The following is a 344-nucleotide window of genomic DNA, read 5'->3' on the forward strand; positions in this document are numbered from 1 at the left end:
TACTCATACTATGCGGTTTATTAGTGTTATTTAGTGTCAGAAACGTCTTACGTAAATAACAGGACAATTTGATGTCACAATCGATTCGACTCCAAACACAAGTTCTCTCAAAAGGATTTACCTTAATAGAGTTGATTGTGGTCATCATTATTTTAGGTATTCTAGCGCTGGTTGCAGCACCTAAATTTATTGGCTTGAGTACCGAAGCGAGACAGCGCACCTTATCGAGCCTCATGGGCAGCATTAAAACAGCCAATACTCTGGTGTATGCCCGTTCAAAAATGACGAGCTTACGAGTGCAAGCTGTCACAAACCGAGATGACTTAATCGATATTGATATCGAC

Annotated in this window: 1 protein-coding gene; it reads left to right on the forward strand. The window is 40.4% G+C overall.

Translation table 11 applies throughout. The features are described 5' to 3' along the window. Positions 1-71: 71 nt before the first annotated feature. Positions 72-344: prepilin-type N-terminal cleavage/methylation domain-containing protein (locus AAEZ02_RS22015; protein ID WP_351125101.1), on the forward strand; the 273-nt coding region annotated here is incomplete at its 3' end.

The organism is Shewanella sp. T24-MNA-CIBAN-0130, from assembly GCF_040310185.1.
Taxonomy (GTDB): Bacteria; Pseudomonadota; Gammaproteobacteria; order Enterobacterales; family Shewanellaceae; genus Shewanella; species Shewanella psychromarinicola.